We start from the raw sequence: 22989 nt of genomic DNA, 5'->3' as shown, positions 1-22989 counted from the left end.
CCACATATAATTAATTGGAATGTAAGTCTTAATTGATGGCGCTTGAGAGTGTTTGCTCACCAATCATTTCTTCATACTCAACCAGGAAAGACTGGAAGTCTTCTGCTTGCTCAATCTGTGATCTCACGGTGCGGTAGTCGACCAGACCACGCTCACGTGGCGTGGTGATTAAGTCAAACGCATCCGCGAAAGGCGTTTGCTCCATTGCCGCTAAATATCTCTGACGCACGCGTGTGGCCGTGCGGTCGTCTCCGGCAAGCGTTAACGCTGTCACCCAATCCAGAATCAGTCGTGACTGGTCATCGCTTAACGTGAGATTTCTATCCGCAGGTGGAACCATCTCTGCAATGGCGTTGGCGGCGGCCGACCAATTCTGGCTCCGCCAGTATATTTCAGCGCGGAGTTGCTTTGACTCCATGCTCATATCGGCCCCCAGAAGAATGATCGCCTCGTCAGATCTGCCCAGTTCCGTTAAGGCCCGGGCTTGCAAGCGGCGGCGGCTTTCTTGCAATTCCCGCGTCAACTGCCCGGAATTTGTATCTTGCAGGACCTGTAATGCTTTTTCTGGTTCGCGATTGAGCAAATGGACCAAGGCGAGGCGCCCACCAACCCGGGCTTGATCCGGACCAGCAAGTCTGAATTCAACCTGTCGCTCAAGCAACAGAGCAGCCTGATCCAAGAGATCGACACTGACCAGCCGATCCGCAAGTTTACGGATCATCTCATCGCCGCGACGGCCAGGTGGTAAGAGATCACTGAATTCGTCAAACAGCGCGATGGCTGTAATGGGAGACAAATCGTCAGCCTCGCCATTAAGGAACAGCTCTTCAAAAACCTCGTTCATACGGGCGGCCACTTGCTCAACGCCAGGATCATCCCTGAAGTAAGACGCCGCCAGCTTCAATGTGCGAAGCGCCTCACCGTAATTATCCTGTTCAATATACAAATCAGTCAGGCGACCCAGGATGCTCAACTCAATATCGTCACCGCGCCAGCGATAGCGGAGCTTCTCAAGATTCTCTATCAGTTCAGGCGTCGTTATTTCGCCAAGTTGACGCTCTAACTCATAGCGTTCTTTTGAGGCTAAGGTTTGATAAAGCCTACTCTTGCTCTTTTCAGCAGTTTTGAAACTCTCCAGAGCGACCTGCAACTCGCCAATTTTAGCGTTTAATTTTCCATCAAGATAAGCGATCGCTGCCAGTTCATTGGGTCTTGGGTTTTGGCGGCGAATCATATCTAGAAAGCCCTGCGCTCCAAAATCATCACCCGCATCAATGGCCGCTTCAGCTGCCATCAAAGCCAAAGGAATCTTGATGCGCCGGGGATAACTTTCAATAATCGAGCCCGTCTTGATGATGGTTTCCGCTTCAAGAGTGGGGTCTGCAATCTGGGCGCGCGCAATCGATGTCCAGAACCGCGTATCCTCTTCGTTGGCCAGGGAATAGTGATTAAAGTCATCAATCGCTTCCTCATAGCGCCGCATCATCAGATTCGTCGCGCCGCGCAAGGCACGATAAGGTCCTGTGCCGGTAATATCAGGATCGTTGTCAGCCATAATTCTGAGGATTGCGAGCGTCTCTGGGAAAAAGCCATTGACGAACTGGTATCGCGCCAGCCTATACCGCGCTTCTTCGCGCACCTCTGCGCGCTCATCCCCCAGCACAAACTGAAGAGCTTGCTTATTGCGATTATAGTTGGCGGCATCACCAATCTGCCAGTCGCCGAGATTGAGTATGCGTTGCATTTGTTCGGCTGACTCAAAGGGGATCATAACATCCCCACCCGCAAGTGATTGTTGCGAAACCGCCATACCGCCATCAAGATCGATGTCGATCCCAATACGTGATGCCTGAGCGCGCACACCATCCGTTTTCGGAATAACAATCACACCCTGAGCGGTTGCTGGCATATCAACATCGGGATAGCTGCGATCTGGAAAGATTCCATACCCCAACGGAATAACGGGTACCGCAAGGAAGTAATCCCCTATTTCAGGATCTTCGATCGCAATGGTTCGCCCGGCTTCCGTAATCGGTAAGAACAAGTTCGGATCAGTCCGCTCAAACTGGGGACGCACTTCAATGGTTCGGGTTGGCCTTAAAGGTAAGGCTCTAAAGTCAATAATCCAGGCCAAACCTTCACGCCGCACAAATGGGTTTAGACCGGGCTGGGTCACCATGCGCAAGATCGTGTTATTACGATAAGGAAGTTGCTCGACAAACGTGATGTAAGGCGCGCCGGCACGCGCTAAAGCATCTACGTCAAGCTGCTGATAACGATCAAAGATCGCCCACAAAAAACCTGACCTGCGGAAGATGGCGGCAGCGGCTGGTTCAGACCAAGGTATAACCAAGCTGACATCTCTCGGTCCTGCCCCGACGGGTGCCATATCTTCTGTAGCATCTGCCGAGCGCATTGCCGGAACGATACCCGCGTTTGTCGTGTTTACTGTTGGGGCTGCCGCAGGCATCGCCGCGCGTTGTGACGGGCTACCGGTGACTTGTGGCTTCGCAGGAGGCGGCACAGGGATGCGGAGCTCACCCAGTAACGCCAGAGGTATATTCCCGGACGGACGGATAGCACGCGCTGGAGTTGGAGCTGGGTCCGCCGACTGGCTGGGACGCGGTTGCGGCGCGGCCGCTGGAGTTGGGGTCTGAGCCTGTGCCGTTTGAGCGGATGGCGCATTTGCAACAGCACCGGATGACAGCAGATCAACAACGATACTATTACCATTCACGAAGTGTCTAATTTCCTGGTCTGCTGGCATTGGTAAATTGACATTGGTTGCCCCATTAGAAATCGACAGGGTTGCAGCCCGGAGTTCCACAGGAAGGCCTCGACGCAATGCCTCAATTGTTAATGAAGACGGCCTTTGGATAATGATAGAAGCCCGGTCACCATCGCGTTGCACGGCATAGGGTACTGCTGCAGGGAGATCAAAAACGATCCGCGTGTAATCCGGATGGCGTCCCGTTCGCACGTTGATCGAGACTGGCACAGTCGGTTGTGCTTGGATTGTAGAAGAGGTCGCAGGCTGGGATGCACCGCTACCAGCAGGTTGAACGGTCGCTGGTGGTGTTGAAGGCGACACCACTGGCGCCGGCGACACGGGCACCGGTGACACGGGTGCGGCTCCAAACAGATCAATAACAACAGCCGTTCCGACGACGAGAGACCTCATTTCAAAGGTATTCGTAAGTGGAAAAGAGGCCGTCAATCGGTCTGGACTTATCCGCCCAGCATTTAAATACCCGGGTAAAGCTGCAGCCGCTGCGCTCACATCACCTGTAATTGGGCGGTCAAACTGTAAGACCAATTGACCACCAATCACGTTGGCGGAGTAACGAACTGGTGCCGGCCAATCAAAAACGATCCTGCCATATCCGTCTCTCTCGGCCACGCGCATTGGGGCAGACAAAACAGGTTGACCCATGCCGATCAGCAGCGCGATGGCAAAAGCCACCCGCAGGCATGATCTTGATATGGGTCCAATCGTGTTCATAACTTTAGTTTACACCCCTGAGACGTAAGGAAAAATCACTATATCAACCCTGTCCGCAGCTTCGGCCAGAGCATTACGCGCGGCCTCCGGTAAATTTTGAGATCTCATTTTAAAATCAAGGTCTGCACGACCAAAGACCGTCATATCCCCTTGATAGCCAGATTGGCGTAAAACGTCTGAAACACGAACGGCGCGGGCCAAGGATAGCTCCCAGGTTGTTAAAAAGCCTGCGCTGTTAACACCTTCAGGCCCAACATGCCCCGTCACGGCAACCTCATTTTCTAAGGCACTCAATAAACCTGCCAGATCAAACAGAGCAGAACGAGCTTGTTCTCCAATAGTGGCGGACCCAGCCTCAAACAGCAACGAGCCAGGGAGTGAAAGAACCAGATACTCTTCCGTCAGCCGTGTTGAAACACGGCCAAAGCGAGCGTCTTTTGAGAGCGCATCTGAGACAACGGCTTTCAAAAACCCGAGATCTGCCGCACGAGGCAAGTCCTGTTGTGGAATGGTGAAGTTGGTTGTTGGCGATTGAGTCTCATCGCGCAACGGGTCAGACAACGATAAACCTGTAGATCGTGACAGGGCACCGTATCTCCCCAGATCAATATCAGACATGGCAAACAACAATATGAAGAATGTCAGCAGCAGAAGAACCAGATCACTGAATGTGAGTAACCAGGCAACCGATGAACGGTCCCTTTTAGGCTCTCCAAATTCTACGGCAAGCCCCATATCATGCTGAAGGGAGGTTAAATCTGACATGTGTAATGTACTTAAAATCATGGCACACCCGGACCGGACCGGCTTGGCATAACAACCCGATCTGCGCCCTCTTCTACGGCGAAAAAGATGAGCGTGAAAGCGCTACTGTCGCCTTCATCAAGACCAATCGATAATGACTTAGGGGGCATTCCGCGCGCATCCAGAGCGCGTGCAATATTTCCTACGCGGGCAATATCCGTCGTCATATTTATGGGCAGCGTCTCACTGTCTTGCGCCGGCACCCGGGCGATTACGGACAGTTCATAGGCCGTCCCAAATGGCGGCGAACTTACGGTGGCAACGATGCGATCCAGCATTGGCAGCGGATTGCGGACCACCACACTGTCATCTTCAAAAAAGACTTGCGATGGCACATCAACTTCCATTCGTGTTCCGGTAATTGCGACCCGGAGGTTTGCCAATGGAATTGCAGATTCAAAAATATCCGTCACAGCATCCTGGAAACGCCGGGCCTGAAACTCATTGCCGGTCGTCCCACCCAGGTCTTGCTGGATGCCAGGTCCGGAAATTTGAGCGAAAGCGTCCAACACGCTGTTGATGACAGCATCCCGGCGGCCAGAGTCAAAGGTCGAGAAACTGTTCAGAACAATAAAGAAGGCAAATAACAGTAAGTAGAGTGAGAGAAACAGCCATAGGCTTTGGTCGCCGCGCCGTGGTGCAGCAGCGATGGGTATGGAAAATGGGGTCCCAAGTTCGCCTCGGACAGCCATTTCTGCTTTGCCTCTTTCCCCACGAGCCCAACAGCGAACCCGTTAATCGCAGCCGAAATGTTTTTTGATCTCAGAGACCAAGGTTGGCGCCGCAAACGGCTTAACCAAGAACCCTGAGACACCGGCAGCTTCGGCGACTGCCTGTTTCGCTTCAGTGGGTTCGGCCGTCATCAGAACAAAAACAGACTGTGAATGCTGAGGATCAGCACGCACTGCTTTCAACAGTTCCAACCCTGTCATCGGATCCATATTCCAATCCGACACAATCAGGTCATACCCACCTGCAGCCGCTATTCGATCAAGGGCGTCCGGACCTGATGACACTTCGTCGACAGGGCCAAAATCCTGTTTGCGGAGAAGGTTGGCAACGGACCGGCGCATAACGTCCAGATCATCAACCACAAGGGCGGACCGGCGTTTCGCAGAGCTCGTCACGGCCTTCTCTTATCTGATCGAGACAGACGGACCGCAGATTGGATGTTAGGGATCATTGGTTAGCGACCGGTTAATTTATAGGTTCGCGATTTTTAGAATTTTCTTTTAAATTCCGCATGTTACGACGACTGATGCTCCGATTTTTGGCAGTAACATGGGTCGCTAACAGGTGATACCAACAGGGAGCCGTCCGAGAGCGGCTGTTAGCCCTGAGGGTCGTCATTGATACCAGGAATGAGTTTACGCATAGACAGCGCCTCGGTCACCGCTGTGGCTTTCATCGCATCCATATCAGCAAGAATAGGAGCGACTTTGTTCTCTTTCATGCCTTCAACAACTGTCAGTAGGATCGGCATATCCAGATCATTGAAAATCCGTGCCGCATCCTTAGGCTTCATAGCGCCATAAATACGAACGAGTTGTTCAATTTTGGCTTTCTGTTGACCATCAGCCTCAGCCACCAAATCTGACAAGGTTTGCTCAAGCTGCTGGAGTTCTGCGATTTTGCCATCAATACGCGCTTCAGCAGCCCGAAGCATTGCCTCACGGGCTTTGTTTTCTTGTGCTTGTGCCTCAATGACCTTCCTGCGTTCCGATAAACGTTGCAAGAGTTCCAATTCGGACTGCGTAAAAGTTTGCGGGTCAGTGCTGAATTCAGCAACGTTTTGATTTGGGGCATCTAATACGCCAACATTATCTTCGGAATTTGCCGCTGGTTCCGCCTCCGTCGTGCCGTCGGCACCAGGTTCCGTATTTGGCTGAGCCGCAGTGGTCTGAGCAGTGGCTTGAGCCTGGGCAATCTGATCGGTTGTGGTGGCCGTTGCACCATCCTCAACTCGTGCTCCAGCCCCTTCTTGAGCAACAGCACTAGGCTGAGAAACATCCACGGAGGCCATGAGAGTCTGAACATCATTAACAACCACGGTCACGCGAAAACCCAGGACAAAAATCGCCACGAGAATAAGGAGTGGCAATATCCGAACAATCGGGCCACGCCGTCGCACCTTCTTCTTTGAAACCCCACGAGGTTTTTTTCTCGTAGGATTTCCGCCCTTGGGTTGGCTGGGCCTAGGATGACGTTTGGTGATGCTCATAGTAAGTTACGATACCATAAAAACTGGGTTTTATCAGCGTGCTGATTGTAACGCTTTAAGAAGCTCACGCTCGGCCTCTGAGCGCTCATCTTCAACTGGCATAGCCTCAGCAAGGGGGCGCGGTGAGCCAAAAACGGGGCCAGGTTCGCGTTGGCCGCTCACCTTAGCCTCAGCCCTTGCAGCACCAATGGCCGCGCGCAAATCCAGTTCTCCGTCATCATCGCTCGCTGCCATTGCCGCGCCGGCAAGCGTGCGCGCATTTACGGCGGGGTCACCCTGCGGAGAAACAGCGCGAAGTGGAGCAGATCGTGGTGGAGCAGAACGAATAGGACTGGTCGCTGCGGGAGCCGCCTGAGGGGCATCCACCGTCCGCGTTGTTCTGACTGCGCCTTCTAAACGATCGGCGGTTTCTTCGGCCCGCTCAACCATAAAGGCAAGGTCATCGCGGAGGGCATGTGCCTTCTCAACACGCTCCTGCAGGGCATTATTGGCGTCGAGTGTGGCTTTTTTGAGTTTTGGAATGCCTGCTTCAGCACGCATTGTCGCTTCATTGAAGCTACTAACAACTTTAGCCAGTTCGTCTCGGGAGTTTCTAAGGGCATTCAATCTACGGTTCAGGATCACCGCGTATATAATGGTTGGCAAAAGCAAAAAGATGATGACTAAGTCCATAATCGTGTCGAAGGGGATGTCCATCATTTGTCAGCCTCACACCGGTTTGGCAGCGAATGTTGTGCCACTTTGACCTGCTTTTTTAAACTACACTGGTCGGGAGATCTCTAATCACCTGAAAGATATAGGTCAAAGCCCATAATAAAGAGTTAAACCCTAGGGATATTGAAACGCTGCTAGCGCCTTTTTTTCCTGGGCTTAGCTCTGCGCAACGGCCTTTTTCTTCTTGTGATCGACGCGGATTGCAATGTTATTGCCCCGACGGCCCATCCGCCCCTCAAACATCGGAACATCCCCACAGCGCAATTCTACCGCTGAATCGGGTTCGGTATTGAGCATAAGACGAGAGCCAACTTCCAGATCCAGAACCTTTTTCAAGGACATAATTTGAGTGTCAAGGACGGCCTCAAGCCCAACCTCCGTAAACCACATTTCTTCTGCAAGGTGGGTTTCCCAGATGGAGTCACGGCCAAATTTCTCACCCATGAACATCTGAAGTAGGAGTTCGCGCACCGGCTCCAGTGTTGCAAATGGGATTAGGATTTCTAAGCGCCCCCCACGGTCTTCCATATCAATGCGTAGACGCGCCACGATCGCCGCATTAGAAGGCTGGGAAATTGTCGCAAATCGCGGATTTGTTTCAAGACGGTCAAAACGGAACGTGACCGGCGACAACGGATCAAAGGCGGCTGATAAATCAGCCAAAACCACATGAATCATGCGTTCGACCAGGGTCCGTTCAATTGTGGTGTACGGACGACCCTCAACACGCATAGCCGCAGTGCCGCGACGACCACCAAGCAACACATCAACGATGGAGTAGATCATCGATGAATCCACGGTCATCAGGCCGTAATTATCCCACTCTTCTGCCTTGAAAACCGTCAACATGGCGGGCAGCGGAATAGAGTTCAGGTAATCGCCGAACCGCTGAGAGAGAATATCATCCAACGAGACTTCAACGTTGTCGGAGGTAAAATTACGCAGAGAGGTCGTCATCATGCGGACGAGGCGGTCGAACACCACCTCAAGCATGGGCAGACGTTCATAGGAAACCAGCGCTGAATTCAGTATGGCCTGAATACCAGCCCGGTCCATGCCCTCGTCTGAGGCTTCATCAAACCCTAAAAGACTGTCGATTTCGTCCTGATTGAGAACGCGGGTCGACTCACGGCCACCCATAGAGGCCATATCATCGCTATCATCATCGCCGCCGAGCATAGCCTCCCATTCGGCGGCCATGGAGTCAGCTTCATCTCCATCACCATCATCCCCGCCGTCAGACGCCATGGCTTCCCATTCGGCCATAAGGTCTTCGTCGTCTTCTCCGGGCGTTTCATCTTCGCTGGGTGGAACCATTATCGTTTTTCCGCTAAAGCGCTGTTTTTATTGATATTATTGTACGATCATTTCTTTAAAAAGCACATCATTAACCCGCGCCGGCTGAACAGCAGAATTGACCCTGTTCAACAGTTCCTCGCGTAATCGATACATGCCGGCAGCACCCTGTAAGTCTTCCATACGCAATTCGCGCAGATAGACCTGAAAATTATCTACGATCCGGGGCAACACCATTTCAATGGTCGTAATATCATTCTCATTCGCAAGCTCAAGGCTAACGCGCATCTTCAGGAAGTTACGGGTACGGCCAGGCGTATTCAGATTAACCAGCATTTCCGGTAGGTCATAAAAAATCGCCGAGCCAACCGGTGCGCCGCCTGCACCCAGACCACCACCAGCATCACCAGACATTTCGCCGTCCGATATTTCTTCGGTAGCAGCAGGTTCTTCACCGCCGAGCATTGCCAGTAAAGGGTCTGCTAAGCCAGAGAAATACGCACCAGCAGCTCCACCGATCACCAGCAGAAGCGGCAATACGACAAGAAGGATGAGACGCTTTTTCCCGCCACCTTCGTCATAGCCGCCGGAATCGAAATCTACGTCGTCATCAAAATCTTCATCAAGATCTTCAGACATCCCACATTCTCCCTTAGCCCAACGGCTTTTCTCTTATCATAGTGTTATAAGAGTGTAGCACGGGGCGCGGCCACACCCCCCACAGGCGAGCCTAAAAAACTGAGCCTATAATCAAAGGCCCAAATCAGAACCTAGGCAGGTTTGGTTAATAATATATTGAATCTGGGCCGGTGATCACGCGAGCCTCCAAGACCGGGGGGCAAGAGTTGCCCGCCTCACCCGGCGGAGAACTCCCCTTAGACCAGCTTTCCGGCCACTCCTTTATCCCTAAGGCATTATAAAACATAGTTTTTTAGAGTTGGCATGCTTTGTGCATTCCTTTTGGCCTGAATAAACGCGCAAAAAGCGCAAAGAAGGTAGGCCATGGATAATACAACGTATATTTCGCTTTCGCGACAGAACGCTTTGTGGAACCAGCTTGAGGTGGTTTCAAACAACCTCGCCAATGTGAACACCATTGGCTTTAAGGGATCCGACGTTCTGTTCAGTGAATACCTTGTCAAAGTAAGGTCTGATGAGCGGCCCTTTAAAGACAAGATCGCTTTCACCCAAGACTTCGGCTTGGTCCGGGATATGACCCAGGGACCGCTGCGCCACACCAACAACACGCTTGATCTCGCCATTCAGGGCGAGGGTTATTTTGTTGTTGAAGGCGTTGAAGGTGAAAACTTCACACGCGCCGGAAACTTTACTCTGGATATCAACGGGCAAATTGTGAACCAGGAAGGGCTTCCCCTTCTCTCCACAAACAACACTCCGATCACTTTGGACGCCAGCGTTGATGAAATTACCATCAATGGGGATGGTGCCATCATCGTCAATGCCGAAGAAGTCGACCGTATTCGTGTGGTCAACTTTACAGACCCACGCGACCTGCAACAGGTTGACGGCACGTTGTTTCGTGCTGTTGCTGGGCAACCGTCTATAGATATTGAGCGCCCCCGCATTGCTCAAGGGGCACTTGAAGATTCGAATGTAAACGGTGTCGTAGAAATGACCCGGATGATCGCGCTAAACCGCGCGTACCAAGACATTAATAATATGGTCAAGACGGAAGACGAACGGAAGAAAAAAGCCGCCGACGTCTTCACGCGCAAAGTTGCTTAACAGAATTCAATAGAAGGGAAGCGAGGGAACAGCCATGAGTATCCGAGCTTTAAACATTGCCGGAACCGGCATGCTAGCGATGCAGACGAATGTGGAGGTTATCTCCAACAACATCGCCAACATGAACACCACCGCCTACACCCGGCGGCGAACAGAATTTAATGACTTGCTGTATCAAGATTTACGGCGTGTCGGGTCGACGTCTTCCGACGCTGGCACCATCGTCCCCGCTGGGGTGCAACTCGGCCTGGGTGTTAAAACCGCTGCCGTGTATCGCATCACCGAGCAGGGCAGCATGCTCTCGACGGAAAACAGCCTCGACTTAGCCATTCAAGGCCGTGGCTATTTCCAGATTGATTTGCCAGATGGTGAAACCGGCTACACCCGAGACGGCTCGTTTCAGTTAAGCCCGGACGGCGAAGTTGTGACCCATGACGGCTTTTTGGTTCAAGGATTGTCCGCTGTTCCAGTGGACGCGATTTCGATCTCGGTCAACCAGCAGGGCGAAGTTTTCTATAAACAAGATGGCGTCACAGACCCGCAATCCGCAGGTCAGTTGCAGCTTGCCACCTTCCCCAACGAAGCCGGCCTTGAAGCCATTGGGGACAACCTGTTCCTGCTGACCCCGGCCTCGGGCAACGAGAACACAGGCGTTCCCGGTGACCCTGGATTTGGCACAATTTTGCAGGGCTTCCTGGAGACCTCCAACGTCAACGTGGTGTCTGAAATCACCGATCTGATCAGTGCGCAGCGGGCCTACGAAATGAACTCGAAGGTCATTCAAACTGCCGACGAAATGTCGTCCACCGTCAACCAGATGGTCTAACGGAGCTTATAGGAAACAGCCATGAACCTGGTTCATCGTTCACTTTTAGCTTTTGTGTTTTGCCTGACGGCCGTTGCAAGTGTTGCAATCGCAGGCAACGCTCAAGCTGACATTCACGACTTTACAGCAGACCTGCGTCCGTCAGTGACCGTTACTGGGCCGGTCGTGACATTAGGCGACCTTTTTGAAGGCGATATCATGCGCCCTGAAAAGGCTGTCGCCAAGGCGCCAGAACCCGGCCAGCGGTTTGTGCTTGGGGCCAAGTGGCTTTCAGATTTAGCTCGCACCTACGGCATTGATTGGCGTCCATCGAACACCTACGACCGGGCCACGGTGTATCGTGAAGGTCAGACCATTAGCCAAAGCGAAATTCTGGATCACCTGCGTGGTGAACTCGCCCTTCATGGGCTGCCCAGCAACTATGGTTTAGAAGTCGTAACACCGCTGAGTAGCGTTACTGTTTCAACCGATGTTGCACCCGAAATTGGCATCCGTGAGCCTTACTTCGACGCAGAAAGCCGTGTGTTTTCGGCTGTGATTGAAGTGCCCCGGGGGGCCCCGTCTGCACAATTTATTCCCGTGCGTGGCCTGGCGTTCCCAACCGTGACCGTGCCAACTCTGAAGCAGAATATCAGCAAGAATACCCTGATCACCGATGACATGATCACGCTGGTCGATATTAAAGCGGACAACGTCTATCGCGACACCATCATGGACCCCCGCTTGCTGGTTGGCAAAAGCCCGCGCACGTATATCCGCTCGGGTGAACCGGTGCGCGATACAGATGTTATTCGTGTCTCTTTAGTCGATATTCCAGTGCCCGTGCAGAACCTGCGCGAGGATGCAAAAATCACCACGGCGCATCTGCAATGGGTGACGGTCAATCAGAGTGATTTATCTGACAACGTGATCACCGACATGAACCGCCTGATTGGGCTGTCTCCCCGGCGATTCTTGCCCTCGGGTGCGCCAATCCGCAGTTCAGATGTGCATTCCGTCGTGCCCGTCGAAATTCCAGTGGCCATCCGCGATATCCGCCGGGGCACATTGGTAACCGACAGAGACTATCATTGGGTGACCGTGAATGAACACGAGATCAATGGCGACGTTCTTTACGACGATTACGATATTGAGGGCCTGGTTGCACGCCGCACGGTCAGAGCCGGTCAGGCGTTCCGCGACCGCGACCTGCGCACCCCGATTATGGTGGATCGCGGCAAGATCGTGACCATCAAGCTGAATACGCCCTACATGCAGCTATCGGCCAAAGGCAAGGCGCTGGAAAAAGGCGGCGCCAATGAAACGATCAAAGTCGTCAACACGCTGTCGAACAAGACCATCCTCGCGACCATCGTCGATGCCGACACGGTCCGCGTGGACTCTCTACAAACAGCAATGCAGTAACGCCTGCAAATCGCAAATCAGTAATTAAAACTAAGAGAAAAAAGGACAAAGGCCATGAACGTCCCTCGCTCAACACTTAAAACGCTAGCTGCTCTTCTCATCGGCGCAACCGCGCTATCAGGATGCAGCAACATGGAACGGCTCTCCCGTGTGGGGCAGCCGCCCGCCATGACCCCTGTCGTCAACCCGACAACAGACAACAATTATCGCCCAGTGAGCATGCCGATGCCGACACCCCAGGTGCTGGCGCCGAATGCCAACTCGCTGTGGCGTCCCGGCGCACGCGCCTTCTTCAAGGATCAGCGCGCCAGCGATATCGGTGATGTTCTGACGGTCATCGTCAACATTCAGAACGAAAGCGCGACCCTGAACAATGAGTCCCAGCGGACCAGAGACAACGTCTCTGAGACCCTGAGTGTGGGCAACCTGTTCAACGCCCAGAACCGTATTCTGCCCGGCAGCAACCAGACCCCAGCGTTGGATATCAGCAGCGGCAGCAACTATCGCGGCTCTGGCAACATCGCGCGGGATGAAAGCATCAACATCCGTCTGGCTGCGGTCGTGCTTCAGATTTTGCCGAACGGTAATCTGGCCATCGCCGGACGCCAGGAAGTGCGCGTCAACGACGAGCTTCGTGAACTGACAGTGGCCGGCGTCATCCGGCCTGAGGATGTCGGCTCCACCAACACAATCACCTGGGACAAGATCGCCGAAGCGCGCATCTCCTATGGTGGACGTGGCAGCCTGTCTGATGTCCAGCAACCTCGCTACGGACAACAGATCTTCGACATCGTCTTTCCCTTCTAACACGCCAGGGTGCGGCGACGGGTTCAACACCAGCGCGAACAGAATGTTCCGCCTCCGTCGCCCCCCAGGCACGCACCGAGATCCTTCCGGTGTGATGCAGATCGGTCCACTCTGACAGATTTTAGGTCTTGACGACTCCGAACGATCACACCTGCCGTAGCAACTGTCATGGCCTGTTGCGGCGCAGAAGCAAACTCGCCGGTGGGACATGTTCCCACCGGTCTTTTTTTGTGCTTTTGAGACCCGATCTTGGGTCGATATCTGGCTTTTTAAGGATTGAGTCGAGGTTTGAGATTTTTTGTTGTGGGGCTCGACGGTGGAACGAGATTTTTTGTTGTGGGGCTCGACGGTGGAACGAGCCCATGCACGACTGGTTCAGTTCAAACGAGCCCATGCACGTATGATCGGGGAAACGAGCCCATGGAAGCGCCTTAGCTGCACCCCTTGGAACGAGCCCATGCACTAAGATTTTTCTGGCCTGATGGAAAAAGATCTTGCTATCAACAAATTTAATGGTGATTATCCCCTTGACGCACGGTAGGTGTTTTTGTAATATCTAACCATCATGAAAACACAGACCCTTAGAGACTTTTTCAAGCAGTTCCCCAGTGATCAAGCCTGTTTAGATCATCTATTCGAGGCCCGTTATGGTTCTGATTACGTTTGCCCCAAGTGTGAGAAACAAGGAAAGTGGTACCCGCTCACTAATCGGCGGGCTTATTCCTGCCAGTGGTGCGGGCATCATGAATATCCCTGCGTAGATACGCCGTTTCACCGCTCGCGCACGTCCCTACAGCTTTGGTTCTATGCGATCTGGATGTTTACCACGTCCCGCCATGGTGTTGCTGCCAAGGAACTAGAGCGCCAGTTGGGCGTTACCTACAAAGCGGCTTGGCGTATGGCTAAGGTTATCCGTGAGCATATGTCCAGGGTGGATGGGGACGAACCGTTATCCGGCACAGTCGAGATCGACGAGAGCATGTTTAGTGGCCGTAGAAAGGGCATTGGCGGCGGTTTCAAGGTCGTGGGTAACAAAGCAATCGTTCTTGGCATGGTACAGCGCGACGGTGACGTTCAAACCCAGGTCGTCCCTAACTCACAAGCCAAGACGCTTTTGCCGATTATTGAGGCTAATGTGGTTAAGGGTTCAACCATCAACACAGACGAAGCACACGCCTACAAGAGTCTGTCTAAGCGTGGCTATAAACACGAAACGGTTGACCATGGCCGCAAGGAATACGCTCGTGGTGACGTGACTACCAATTCAATGGAGTCATATTGGGCAAGGCTGAAAAACAGCATCCGTGGCACTCACGTCCACGTCTCGTCTAAGTACCTTGATCTTTACGCGGACGAGTTTGAGTTTCGTCACAATCGCCGGAAGTGTCCTGAGACGATGTTCCCTGAGTTGCTTTCGACTTTTGAACCATTGAAGAAATAGCAGCGTCGAACTCGTCAACGTCTCCATCACCGTCCTTGTCGTGTTCGGAGATGAACTGGTCGAGTTTACCCTCTTTCAGGGCCTTTTTGAGCGTAATTCGTGGCATTAGTCGAACAAATCATCCTGCTTAGCGGGCGGAATAACATCATGAACGGTAGATACAAAATAACTCGGATCCCCTACCGGGTCGTTCTTGTCGTCCAATCGTATCTCAATTCTTAGGTCAACAGAAAGGTAGCTGCCAGCAGGCACCTGCACCTCATTGGCATGGAAGCGATCCAACCATTCAGCATCCTCGACCTTAACATCTATAGTCTTATCGAAGATTACAGACCATTTTGAATCTCCGATAAGGTCCGGTTTCTTAACCTTAACTTTAGCCGGGAAAGTAGTTTTATTCACACGCTCTTGCGGCTCTTGAAGCCCGAACTCCATTCCATCCATTTCAATTCCTTCGGCCACCGATATTTCTTCACTCACGACATCGTCATGTTCAAATTGAAGTTTCTCGTAGCCCGTTCCTGTTAGCGGTTTAATGACCGATTTCACATTCTTAAGTACGGACGGCTCACCCATCATCAGGTACGTGTTCTTATTGACGGTAATTGATCCGCTATTGTTGACATTCTTTAGGATTACGTTGTCGTCCCCCTCCTGAATTTCAAGCTGCTCCAGGGATGAAACCTTGTTCTTAGCAAGCCACTTATAAAGTTGAAAAATGCCGCCGCCACTTAAGGCGGTCCCACCGATTAAACCAATCCATTCGGCAATTTCTTTGGCTGTTGCAACGCGTTCGTCTTGAACAAGAAGGGCGGCCTGCTGGAGAAGGGTCTGTGCAATCTCAATATAAAACTGAAAGCACTGTTGTTCAGTATCGACGTTCACCAAAACTTTTACCGACGACCGACCGCCGTTGAATTTTCTGTTGGCGGTTTTGACGAGTCCCGACAATGCCAGAAGGGCTGGAGCCAAATCGGCCACATCCATAGAGTGTCCGGCTAGCGCCGGACCGTCATAGCGTACAATTGCAGCGGTTTTTGACATTCCCACACCTTACACCCATGGAAGTAGAAAGTGAATCCCACCGTGTTTCAAGGGGATAAACCTGAATTTAATTGTTATAATTCTCTTATGCTGGAAATTACAAAACAGTTTATTTGAATAAGTTAGGCAAACGAAAAATGGCCGATCTAACGGGCCATAAACATAGGTGGCGGTAATCAGGCGGTTTTCTGCATCGTAGGTATACGCCCAGATGCCAGACGTTGTGAGATTGCCATTGGCATCGTAGGTAACGGCTTGGCCTTTGATGGCGGTATACTGGTTGAGGCCGTTGACGACATAGTCATCATCCACCGCGCTGGCGGTTCTGTAGATAAAATCCAACGGCAGGGACTTAGAAGAGACCTGATTGGCCGGTGTGTAATTGAAGGCCCACACGGCGTCGTGCGTTTCACCCGGGGAGGTCTCAATCAAGTTTTGATGGGTGATGGACTTAAGGGCAGAATCTGCTTCGTAGTCGTAAGTTTTAACGCGCCCATTGCCGAAGGTCGCCGAGGTGCGACGACTGAGACCATCGTAGAGATAGCTTACGTAAGAGTCCGGATCGGTACAGACAATGGCTGTATGTTCGGCAGGCGTATCCGCCTCGCAGATTTCAGACATGCGGTTGAGGGCGTCATGCTCGAAGATCACCCGGAGACTGGAGCCCCCGGCCCATTAGAGTCATGCGTTCTCTTCTTTTTTCAACTGTCGATAATAATGTCTGAAATTCAATACACCGAAAATAACCGCAAATATTATCCATGACAACAATATAACCGTCGGCAGCATTTCTATATCAACAAACAGGTATTCAACATAAGCGATTAGGCCCATGACTAAGGCAATAATATAGTACTTAAAAAGCAGAAAAATTTTATTTTTTTCCCGTTCTATCTGAACTACTCGCCAATAAATAGATAACCTGCGCTCCTTAGACATTTAGGTATTCCTCAATTTAGTAATTCAACTCATAGGCCACGAACATCACTGAACTTATAGCAAAAACACATTTTTGACATCGTTAGCTGAGTTACTAAAAACAAAGCGCTGCGCGCAAACGGATACAAACTGAGCCAGAAATTTGGTTTGCGTCACGCCTATCATTTGCACCTTGCATTACATTTCCTACATTCACCGTAGACGAAACACTACTATTGCCTGCTGTGCCTTCACTATTAGAACTGCCACTGTCTGTACTATTGCTTTCGGTAGATGGGTCAAAGCCTGCCCACGGGAACACTTCAGTATTCTTCACCAATATCGACCCACCAATCTGCGGGCCAAACCCTGCCGAAAATCCTAATTTGTCTCCAATAGGTTTACCATCTGAATTTAGAGGAAGCTGCGCGCCAAAACCAAATATTCCGAAATCACCAGAGACTTCAACTGAAGGACCTTGGAAATCTCGCACATCGCCCTGTAGAAAACCAAAATCTGCAGCTACACCGTCGTGCACGCCCAGACCAGCACCGCCAGCAACATATGGCCCAAAACTAAATTTCTGCCCTCTTGACGTAGGTATACTTAAGTAAAAGCCCGTCGAACCATTGACCTCAACAGGTGTTACGCCAAGGTTTGCAATTGCATCAGCTTCTACCCATATGACTAGTGTTCCGCTGGGATCAATCCTATTAAGCGGATCATTCAGGGCATATTGATACAATCCCATGCTGTCTTGATAGCCGATGGGGTCGATCTGCAGGAAGCGTCCGAGGGACGCGTTATAGTACCGTGCACGGTAGAAATAGAGGCCTGTTTCCGGGTCCAGACGTCGGCCCGCGAAGCGATAGGGGTTGCCTTCCACCCCCTCTATGCCTACTTCCCCAAAGGACGAGTAAGAGTATTTCTCCGCCAGGTTGCCCACATTGTCTGAGGTGGCCACCACGGTGCCCGCATGGTCGGCATGATAATACTGCACCTGTTCATCGGCGACAGGCTGGGTGGGATCAAGCATGACCACCGGCTCATCCACCTGCGGGCCATGGACATATTGCCGCAGCAATGTGCCACCACCCGTAAACTCTGCAATGACATCACTACCCGCATAGAGATAACGGGTTTCAACTGGGTTGCCGCCAGAGGTGGTGACCGTTTTGGCAATACGCCGATCCAGCGGGCCATAAACATAGGTGGCCGTAATTAGCCCATTGGTGGCAGTAACGAGGCGGTTTTCTGCATCGTAGGTATACGCCCAGATGCCGGAGGTGATGAGGTTGCCGTTGGCATCGTAGGTAACGGCTTGGCCTTTGATGGCAGTATACTGGTTGAGGCCGTTGACGACATAGTCATCATCCACCGCGCTGGCGGTTCTATAAATAAAATCGATCGGCAGGGACTTCGATGACACTTGATTGGCGGGCGAATAATTGAAGACCCACACTGCATCGTGCACCTCGCCAGGAGACGTCTCGATTAAGTTTTGGTGGGTGATGGACTTAAGGGCAGAATCTGCTTCGTAGTCGTAAGTTTTAACGCGCCCGTTGCCGAAGGTCGCCGAGGTGCGACGACTGAGACCATGCACCCCGCCCGCTTTTTTGCTATGACCGTGCCTGAAAACTGAAACACCATTGTGAACGTGGGACACAAAAAGCCATGAATCTTGTCGAAAATATGAGCCGCCTCGGCACCGAGACTGCCTTTGAAGTTTTGGCCCGGGCCGAGCAACTGGCCCGCGCGGGCCAGGACATCATCAACCTCGGCATCGGCCAACCGGACTTCAAAACGCCAGCGCATATTGTTGAGGCGGCAGTTAAAGCCCTGCGCGACGGCCAGCACGGCTACACGCCTGCCAATGGTATTCTGCCGCTGCGCGAAGCCGTAGCGGCGGATCTGTACAAGCGCCATGACGCCGAAGTAAACCCGGATAACGTAATGATCATGCCCGGTGGCAAGCCGACCATGTTTTTCGCCATCCTGATGTTTGGCGCACCCGGCCGTGAGATCATGTACCCCGACCCCGGGTTTCCGATTTATCGCTCAATGATTGAGTTTACCGGCGCGACGCCTGTGCCGATTCCGCTGCGGATGGACAACGACTTTGCCTTTTCCGCCGAGGACGTGCTGGCCAACATCACCACGCGCACCAACCTGATCATCGTCAACTCACCGGGCAACCCAACCGGTGGTATAACCCCGCAAAGCGAAGTGGACACCCTGGTGGCCGGACTGGCGGACTGGCCCGACATCGCCGTTATGTCTGACGAAATTTACAGCAACATGCTGTATGACGGGCGCAGCCACGTCAGCTTTCTGAACAAACCAGAGATCCGTGACCGTCTCATCCTGCTGGATGGCTGGTCCAAAACCTACGCGATGACCGGCTGGCGCCTTGGCTTCTCGGTGTGGCCCGATACGTTGATCGACAAAATCACACGCTTGGCGGTCAACAACCATTCCTGCGTCAACGCACCCACCCAGTTTGCCGGCATCGCCGCCCTGACCGGACCGCAAGACAGCGTGACCACCATGATGACCGCGTTTGATCAACGCCGCCGCGTTATCGTACCACTGCTCAACGCCCTGCCGGGGTTTGAGTGTATCGCGCCCGGCGGCGCGTTTTATGTGTTCCCCAACATCGCAGGCACAGGTCGTACGGGCAAAGCACTCCAGGCCGAGATATTGGAGAACACCGGCGTGGCCACTGTGCCGGGCTCCAGCTTCGGGATTCATGGCGGTGACTTCATCCGCTTTTCTTACGCAGCATCCTTGGAGAATATCGAAGAAGCCGTGCGCCGGATTGGGGACTATTTGGTTGGTTAGTTCAGCACAATAAGGCCCAAAGCCATATTTTTGGTAAAACGGACGCAACCTCCAAGACTCACTCTGAAGTTCTTCTTATATCTTACAGTTGAGCTCGCTATAGTTAAAATACGAAGTATCCTGAGTTGATACCTGTGAGATAAACACAACAATACTGCCTGTGCTTTGCTCCCTATGCCTTGAAAGATCTACTGTGAAACAGAACAAAATTAATCCGGAATTGATTTCGTCTGATTATGCAGCCCTAAACACAGAGCTCCACAAGGACAAGTTATACGGAAATTCAGGCTGGAAGTATGCCAATGACATTATTCAACTGAGCCAGGACAATGGTTACAAAACTGTCTTGGATTATGGATGTGGTAAGGGCACTTTTTCAGAAGCGCTGAGGCAAAAAGGTAGCGACCTGATCGTCTACGAATATGATCCGGCCATCAGCGATAAAAACGCAGAGCCCCCAGCGGCGGATATCGTTTTATGTTCTGACGTCTTAGAGCACGTAGAGCCCGAGGCACTGGACTCGGTCATTGCGCACATTGCTACTAAAGCTGAGAAAGCAGCTTTCTTATACATCGCAACACGTGCCGCCAAAAAGACTTTGCCAGATGGCCGCAATGCCCACCTGACAATCCAGTCGGGTGACTGGTGGACTGAAGCGCTTTCAAAAAAGTTCGATATTATCCATACCGTTCGCAAACCTTGGTTCATTGCAGTCGTGGCTAAGCCGCTTTAGCCGTTGCGTGAAATATTCCGACTCCACCCTATGAGCGGGGCTTTCCGGGTCTATTTTGATCCACCGAGTCCCGCCAATTAGCCCCTTTTTGCGCCCTTTGAGAGAGGCTAAAACCTCGCTGTTGCTCTTTTTTCAAGGTCGGCGTGAGTCGAAAATAAAAATCATAAGTCACTGTTATAAATAGATTTTATGGAATTTCGGAGATCATTTTCCGCGCCTCTTTTGCCCGCCATACGATTTCTTACCCACTAAAACCATTTGTTAACACTCCGGGGGCATAAATGGTGACGTTAGAAGCGTTAAAAGGCCGCGGGCCTGTGATCAACGATCCTTGTATAGGGGAAAACGGATGACATTTATGTCGAACATCAAAACTGAAATGAGCATGCTTGAAGAGGACGCCTTCGCCCTCACCCAGGCCGCTCTTGAGATCTCCCAAGCGCAGGAAACCAAAGACGAGCGTCGCCTTGCCGCCGCTCTCGATAAGAATCTGCAACTCTGGGTCGGAATTCGCACCCTGGTCGAGCGTGAAGGCAATCCGCTGCCGACCGAGGTCAAAGCCAATCTGAGCCGGTTGAGCCACTTCGTCGCACAAAAAACATTTGAAATGCAAGACGGCTCAAACGACAAAACCCTTGAAGCCCTGGCCAACACCAACCTTCAGATTGCTGAAGGTCTGTTGGAAAGCAAAGCGAGCTAACAACGCTCGTTGAGCGGCGAACGGCCCGCCCTCCCCCGGGAGCGCTTGGTCTGACGCCCAGGTCCGCGAACCTCAAAAGAGGCGTTTCCGAAAGGAGACGCCTTTTTTTATGGCGCCGAGTCCGCGCGTTGGTTTTTTGCGCCGAGTCCGCGCGGTTAAAATCCACACCGTGATTATTGCCCTGGATGCTCGGACTAAATCCGAGCATGACAGGATGGGGTAAAACAAAGGCGCAAAATATAACTCGATTTGTCACCCTCGGGTTTAACCCGAGGGTCCAGGGTAAATAAAACAGTAGAGGAGAAAACCTGGCGCTCAGTGTACTTCCTAAAACACCCAATCCTCCTCTAAACCCCAGTACCCACTGCACGGATAGGCCACCATCATTTCCGCCATCATATCCGCCGTCATATCCCTTGCCGTCCTATGGCTTTGTTGCCGCAGAATCCTCTAAGATCATGTTGGCGGGCATTTAGCCTGTCTTGGAAAGGATTTATTATGCACCGCAGGGGTTTCTTATACGCATCCGCCGCAGTGATCACCGTCGCTGTATCGCGCGGCGCATTGGCCCAAGATCGCAGCGACGCCCGGGGCGATAAGCCGACCATCGCGCTGATCGGCGCGACGTCGCGCTCGGGCCGGGAAATTATCCGCCAGGGTCTCGCCGCCGGATACAAAATTAAGGGCCTGGCCCGCACGCCGTCGAAGCTGGGCATTGAACACGAGAACCTTGAGATGTTTGAGGGCGATGTGCGCGACCGCGCCTCACTGGAAAACATGCTGAACGGCGATGAAGTGGTTGTTTCCATGGTGGGACGCGGCGCGCCTGACGACCCCATGGCGGAAGTCGGCCCGGTGGACATTTACACGGTGATGGCCACCAACCTGATCGCCGCCATGAAGAGCAAAGGTAATGCGCGGTTGATCATGGCCAGCTCCACCGGGGTGGAACATCGCGCCGATGTCAACGCGCCCAAACCAGCGCCGGGGCCAGGACTCGGGCCGACACCAAACCACATGACCGAGATGTGGCGGTGGAATGCGCGGCACTTGTACAACGACATGTACGAGATGGAAGAGATGATTGCCGCCAGCGGGCTGGAGTACATTTTGCTGCGCCCCGGCTTCATGGTGGAAGAACCGGCGCGTGGGGACATGCAATTCAACACCACCAACGATACGCCCGGCGCACGCATCATCACCTATGCAGACTTCGCCGCCTTCATCCTCGATCACTTGCAAGGGCCGGACTATTTGAACCAAGCCATTGGTTTGTATTCCGACACCATTATGAATCCGCAGGCCGAGATTGAGAAATTTCTCGCCACACAGAAGAAGTAGGAGAGTCCCATGCTGCTCAACACGTTAAAATGCTTCAGCCGGTTCACCCGGAGTTTGGTGGTTGTTTCTGCCCTGGTTGCCGTTGCCGCCTGCGACACCGACCCCGCCGAGGACCACAGCGACAACAGCGAGACAACCGAAAGCACGGAAATCACGGCTGGCGGTTTTGAACATGCCCAAAGCCGGTTTTATGAAGACGACAACCCCTACGCCGAGATCATCGCCAAATCAGAGGCGTCGTTTCAGGCCATGGACATTGAAGGCGCGCTGCAAGGTCTGGACGAAGAATTCACCATGTACGAAATCACCGCCGAGGGCGCGGAAGAACGCGTGAAGGGCATCGCCCAGGTGCGCGAGGCCGTGGGCGGCGTGTTTGGCACCGGCAAATGGCTGGGGGCCAACGTGTACAAATGGGGCCTGACCGACAACACCCTGGTGCAGATTGAAGAAGACTTTTTTGAAACCGAAGACGGCGGGCGGCGGTCGATCAAAACCCTGGTGGTGTTTGAACACCGCGATGGCAAACGCTGGCGCGAATGGCGGTTTAAACCGGAAGCGAAGTAAGTTGTCATTAAGAAGAAGTGGTTAAGGGCATTAGGACGTTCCCAAGGGACCGTACGCAACAATATAAACCCTAATTGACTGAGCCCC

At 52.6% G+C, this 22989-nt stretch carries 22 protein-coding genes; 10 read left to right on the top strand and 12 right to left on the bottom strand.

The genetic code is table 11. The features are described from left to right. Nucleotides 1-28: 28 nt before the first annotated feature. The 8 genes from RIC29_08950 to RIC29_08915 all read right to left on the bottom strand — a co-directional run bounded on the left by RIC29_08950 (nucleotide 29) and on the right by RIC29_08915 (nucleotide 9176). A complete protein-coding gene (locus RIC29_08950) occupies nucleotides 29-3502 on the bottom strand; it encodes a tetratricopeptide repeat protein (protein ID MEQ8735039.1) in 3474 nt (1157 codons plus the stop codon). Nucleotides 3503-3511: 9 nt separating this feature from the next. Further along, a complete protein-coding gene (locus tag RIC29_08945) occupies nucleotides 3512-4267 on the bottom strand; it encodes a flagellar motor protein MotB (protein MEQ8735038.1) in 756 nt (251 codons plus the stop codon). 17 nt (nucleotides 4268-4284) lie between these two features. Next, nucleotides 4285-4998: a hypothetical protein gene (locus RIC29_08940; GenBank protein ID MEQ8735037.1), complete on the bottom strand. Its 714-nt coding sequence runs from the start codon at nucleotides 4996-4998 to the stop codon at nucleotides 4285-4287. Between the two features lie 42 nt (nucleotides 4999-5040). Further along, a complete protein-coding gene (locus RIC29_08935; GenBank protein ID MEQ8735036.1) occupies nucleotides 5041-5433 on the bottom strand; it encodes a response regulator in 393 nt (130 codons plus the stop codon). A 203-nt stretch (nucleotides 5434-5636) separates the two neighbouring features. Continuing rightward, complete coding sequence (locus RIC29_08930) at nucleotides 5637-6362, bottom strand: hypothetical protein (protein ID MEQ8735035.1); 726 nt, start codon at nucleotides 6360-6362, stop codon at nucleotides 5637-5639. 198 nt (nucleotides 6363-6560) lie between these two features. After that, on the bottom strand, nucleotides 6561-7226 hold the full coding sequence (locus tag RIC29_08925) for a DUF6468 domain-containing protein (GenBank protein ID MEQ8735034.1): 666 nt from the start codon (nucleotides 7224-7226) through the stop codon (nucleotides 6561-6563). 171 nt (nucleotides 7227-7397) lie between these two features. Continuing rightward, nucleotides 7398-8558, bottom strand: coding sequence for a flagellar motor switch protein FliM (fliM, locus tag RIC29_08920; GenBank protein ID MEQ8735033.1), 1161 nt, complete (start codon nucleotides 8556-8558; stop codon nucleotides 7398-7400). A gap of 36 nt (nucleotides 8559-8594) precedes the next feature. After that, the gene (locus tag RIC29_08915) at nucleotides 8595-9176 is read right to left on the bottom strand and encodes a flagellar basal body-associated FliL family protein (protein MEQ8735032.1); all 582 of its coding nucleotides are present in this window, start codon (nucleotides 9174-9176) and stop codon (nucleotides 8595-8597) included. Nucleotides 9177-9539: 363 nt separating this feature from the next. Here RIC29_08915 and flgF point away from each other — a divergent pair, with 363 nt between their 5' ends. From flgF to RIC29_08890, 5 genes are all read left to right on the top strand, one after another. Continuing rightward, a complete protein-coding gene (gene flgF / locus RIC29_08910; protein ID MEQ8735031.1) occupies nucleotides 9540-10283 on the top strand; it encodes a flagellar basal-body rod protein FlgF in 744 nt (247 codons plus the stop codon). Between the two features lie 40 nt (nucleotides 10284-10323). Continuing rightward, nucleotides 10324-11109 carry a flagellar basal-body rod protein FlgG gene (gene flgG / locus RIC29_08905; GenBank protein MEQ8735030.1) on the top strand — a complete coding sequence of 262 codons (786 nt, stop codon included), beginning with the start codon at nucleotides 10324-10326 and terminating at the stop codon, nucleotides 11107-11109. A 21-nt stretch (nucleotides 11110-11130) separates the two neighbouring features. Beyond that, nucleotides 11131-12513, top strand: coding sequence for a flagellar basal body P-ring formation chaperone FlgA (flgA, locus tag RIC29_08900; protein ID MEQ8735029.1), 1383 nt, complete (start codon nucleotides 11131-11133; stop codon nucleotides 12511-12513). Between the two features lie 54 nt (nucleotides 12514-12567). Continuing rightward, the gene (gene flgH, locus RIC29_08895) at nucleotides 12568-13320 is read left to right on the top strand and encodes a flagellar basal body L-ring protein FlgH (protein MEQ8735028.1); all 753 of its coding nucleotides are present in this window, start codon (nucleotides 12568-12570) and stop codon (nucleotides 13318-13320) included. Between the two features lie 565 nt (nucleotides 13321-13885). Further along, nucleotides 13886-14761, top strand: a complete 876-nt coding sequence (locus RIC29_08890; GenBank protein ID MEQ8735027.1) for an IS1595 family transposase — start codon at nucleotides 13886-13888, stop codon at nucleotides 14759-14761. 105 nt (nucleotides 14762-14866) lie between these two features. Here RIC29_08890 and RIC29_08885 read toward each other — a convergent pair whose 3' ends face one another. The 4 genes from RIC29_08885 to RIC29_08870 form a co-directional block, all read right to left on the bottom strand. Then, nucleotides 14867-15805, bottom strand: a complete 939-nt coding sequence (locus tag RIC29_08885; protein ID MEQ8735026.1) for a hypothetical protein — start codon at nucleotides 15803-15805, stop codon at nucleotides 14867-14869. Nucleotides 15806-15814: 9 nt separating this feature from the next. Beyond that, nucleotides 15815-16426, bottom strand: coding sequence for an RHS repeat domain-containing protein (locus RIC29_08880; protein MEQ8735025.1), 612 nt, complete (start codon nucleotides 16424-16426; stop codon nucleotides 15815-15817). Nucleotides 16427-16486: 60 nt separating this feature from the next. Next, nucleotides 16487-16744, bottom strand: coding sequence for a hypothetical protein (locus RIC29_08875; GenBank protein MEQ8735024.1), 258 nt, complete (start codon nucleotides 16742-16744; stop codon nucleotides 16487-16489). A gap of 94 nt (nucleotides 16745-16838) precedes the next feature. After that, nucleotides 16839-18326 carry an RHS repeat-associated core domain-containing protein gene (locus RIC29_08870; GenBank protein MEQ8735023.1) on the bottom strand — a complete coding sequence of 496 codons (1488 nt, stop codon included), beginning with the start codon at nucleotides 18324-18326 and terminating at the stop codon, nucleotides 16839-16841. Between the two features lie 71 nt (nucleotides 18327-18397). Here RIC29_08870 and RIC29_08865 point away from each other — a divergent pair, with 71 nt between their 5' ends. From RIC29_08865 to RIC29_08845, 5 genes are all read left to right on the top strand, one after another. Next, a complete protein-coding gene (locus RIC29_08865) occupies nucleotides 18398-19564 on the top strand; it encodes a pyridoxal phosphate-dependent aminotransferase (GenBank protein MEQ8735022.1) in 1167 nt (388 codons plus the stop codon). Between the two features lie 193 nt (nucleotides 19565-19757). Then, complete coding sequence (locus RIC29_08860; GenBank protein ID MEQ8735021.1) at nucleotides 19758-20297, top strand: methyltransferase domain-containing protein; 540 nt, start codon at nucleotides 19758-19760, stop codon at nucleotides 20295-20297. Nucleotides 20298-20655: 358 nt separating this feature from the next. Then, nucleotides 20656-20997: a flagellar biosynthesis regulator FlaF gene (locus tag RIC29_08855; protein MEQ8735020.1), complete on the top strand. Its 342-nt coding sequence runs from the start codon at nucleotides 20656-20658 to the stop codon at nucleotides 20995-20997. Between the two features lie 498 nt (nucleotides 20998-21495). Continuing rightward, a complete protein-coding gene (locus RIC29_08850) occupies nucleotides 21496-22338 on the top strand; it encodes an NAD(P)H-binding protein (protein ID MEQ8735019.1) in 843 nt (280 codons plus the stop codon). Between the two features lie 9 nt (nucleotides 22339-22347). Beyond that, nucleotides 22348-22902, top strand: a complete 555-nt coding sequence (locus tag RIC29_08845; GenBank protein ID MEQ8735018.1) for a hypothetical protein — start codon at nucleotides 22348-22350, stop codon at nucleotides 22900-22902. Nucleotides 22903-22989 lie beyond the last annotated feature (87 nt).

It is taken from the genome of Rhodospirillaceae bacterium, assembly GCA_040219235.1.
Classification (GTDB): Bacteria; Pseudomonadota; Alphaproteobacteria; order Rhodospirillales; family Rhodospirillaceae; genus WLXB01.
The sequence above is the reverse complement of the archived record's forward strand: the minus strand, read 5'-3'. Positions and strand labels throughout refer to the sequence as shown.